Source organism: Alkalibaculum sporogenes, assembly GCF_009362815.1.
GTDB lineage: Bacteria > Bacillota > Clostridia > Eubacteriales > Alkalibacteraceae > Alkalibaculum_A > Alkalibaculum_A sporogenes.
Genome location: NZ_WHNX01000073.1, coordinates 1 through 2,374 on the forward strand (window position 1 = coordinate 1; position 2,374 = coordinate 2,374).

Annotated in this window: 2 protein-coding genes; both read right to left on the reverse strand. The window is 31.0% G+C overall.

Annotated features, from left to right (window positions below; translation table 11 throughout):
* Nucleotides 1-50 precede the first annotated feature (50 nt).
* Nucleotides 51-797: an IS21-like element helper ATPase IstB gene (gene istB / locus GC105_RS16550; protein ID WP_207706998.1), complete on the reverse strand. Its 747-nt coding sequence runs from the start codon at nucleotides 795-797 to the stop codon at nucleotides 51-53.
* Nucleotides 798-799: 2 nt separating this feature from the next.
* A complete protein-coding gene (gene istA, locus GC105_RS16555) occupies nucleotides 800-2,272 on the reverse strand; it encodes an IS21 family transposase (protein ID WP_152807040.1) in 1,473 nt (490 codons plus the stop codon).
* Nucleotides 2,273-2,374 lie beyond the last annotated feature (102 nt).

The following is a 2,374-nucleotide window of genomic DNA, read 5'->3' on the forward strand; positions in this document are numbered from 1 at the left end:
TGTATTTGTCAACTGAAAAGTGGTCCAAATATTAATTCAAAAACGGTCCACTACTTCTTTCCATTTATCCATGCAACTGTTTCCTCATAACGATGACTTGTTTCTCTTGATATATCCATAATATGAGCCTTGTATGCAAGGCGATCTACCATAGCGCCTGTTAGCATTGGATCGATAAATATTTCCTCCCAACGATCAAATGCCAGATTAGTTGTAATTATAATAGAGCCTTTATCATTTCTATTTGATAATAAATTAAATAGTATTTCACAACCTGATTTATCAAAAGAAACATAACCCAACTCATCTAGTATTACTAAATCGTATTTTTCGAATTTCTTTTTATAACTATTTAGTTGATTCAGACTCATTGCCTCTTTTAATTCAATCATTAAATTTGGCACTGATATAAATAGTACACTTAATCCATTCATACATGCTTTTATACCTAAACCAATGGAATAGTGTGTTTTCCCAGAACCTGGGCTACCAATCAGAATAATATTTTCTCTATCTCCTATAAATTTTAAACTACTAAGCTCTTGAAACTCATGTATCAAATCTGGATTATAATTTTCTGTATTAAAATCTTCGATGTATTTCTTATACGGAAATCTTGCTGCACGTAATCTGCTCTTTACCCCATTTTCTCTTCTTAGCAATACTTCATTTTCCAACATGTTTATTAGAAACTCTTCATGACTCATTTTTGTATGATTAGCTTCATCTAATAGCATTTGGTAATTCAGTTTTATATTTGGTAATTTCAATTCGTAGGCCATATCACTTATTTTCATTTTCATTTCCCCCTAATACAAATATCGTTATATTTACTGGTTTGTTTCCTTGCAATACTACCTAGCGTGTATGTATCCTTTGTATACTTAAATTTAATAATGTTATTACTTGTTAAGGTGTAAGTCTGTAGTATTTCTACTAACTCTTCTATATTTTTATCCTTATTATTTTGAATAAGCTCTATAAATTCCCGTGGATTTTTGTTAAAATAAGTGTCATAGATGGATTTTAGCTGTGGTATGCTTTTTAAGGCTAAGGAGTTTCGTAGGGCTCCTGGCTTTTTTGCGAATGTATTTAGGTAGTGATTAATATCAATACTTATTTCATTCGTACCATCTATTTTTTTATGCTCACATACATAGGAAAGGTTGCTAAATACAATAATACGATCAAAATATACTTTTGCTTGCACTTGCTTATCCACTAAATATTCTGGTACAGAATAGAAGCTGTTTTCTACACGGATAAAGCTATATTTATTTACTTTCACTTCTTTCAAGTCTGCTAATTCTAACGGTGGTTTTGGAGGTAGTAAGTGGTCCACTTCTTCTTGGATGGAACTATCTATGTTTAATACTATTAATTCGTCCATTAGATGGGAACAAGCATCTTCATAGGTTTTAAAACAATAGTGCTTAGCAAAGACTTTGTTACGTATTATTTTTACACTACCCTCGACATGCCCTTTTTCATTTCCACTGAAACAATTTGTAACATTAATATCAAAGCCATAATAGAGCGATAATTTCAATAGGGTACTATTTAATTCTTTTTCATGGCGCCCAATAAATCTGCTTACCACATTGCGCATGTTGTCATAAACCACTTCTTTATAAATACCACCAATCATCTCAAAAAACTTAATGTGAGAATCCATAAACACTTCTTGTTTTTGATTCTTATATAAATAGGCCCATCTAAAATTTGATGCAGGAGAAGATAGGACTGCTATATGATAAGTATCAAGTACACCATCAATTACTAATTTCACTTCACCAAAATCATATTCTAGTCGATCTCCAAACTCATAATCTTGACGAATAAAACATTCTTTTGTTTTATTTCTTTTTTCTCTGATTTTATTAGTCACGGTGGAGCAACTAATATCGAACCCTTTTTCTTTTATTATCTGGTAAATTTGTAGTTGTGTAAGCTGTTGCTTTCTAGTTCCTAATAATTTGCATTTCTCAGATTCATCCTCTAATATTTCATCAATAAAGTCATCAAGTTCCGTTGAATATTTACGCCATGACCGATTTTCTGAGTGATAGGCTGGTGGTTCACATATTTTTTCTTGTATATTGGTTACATCATATGGTTGTGCAACTTCTAATAATGTTTGTTGTTCCACATATTCATTCCAATATTTTGCAACTGTTTTTCTGTTTATAGGAAACATTTTAGAAATATTTCGGTTAGAACACCCTTCCTTCTTTAATTTAATAATTGTGTGTTTGTCCATTAACTTAATCACGCTCCTTAGTACCTCCCATATCCTCAGATATGAAAGATTATAATAAAATAGTGGACCATAATTCAATTAATATTAATCGAATTACTGGACCACTTTTAAATT

Bases quoted from the DNA above. Each gene is read 5' to 3' on its own strand.
- istB (WP_207706998.1), bottom strand. From the start codon at position 797: ATGAAAATAAGTGATATGGCCTACGAATTGAAATTACCAAATATAAAA.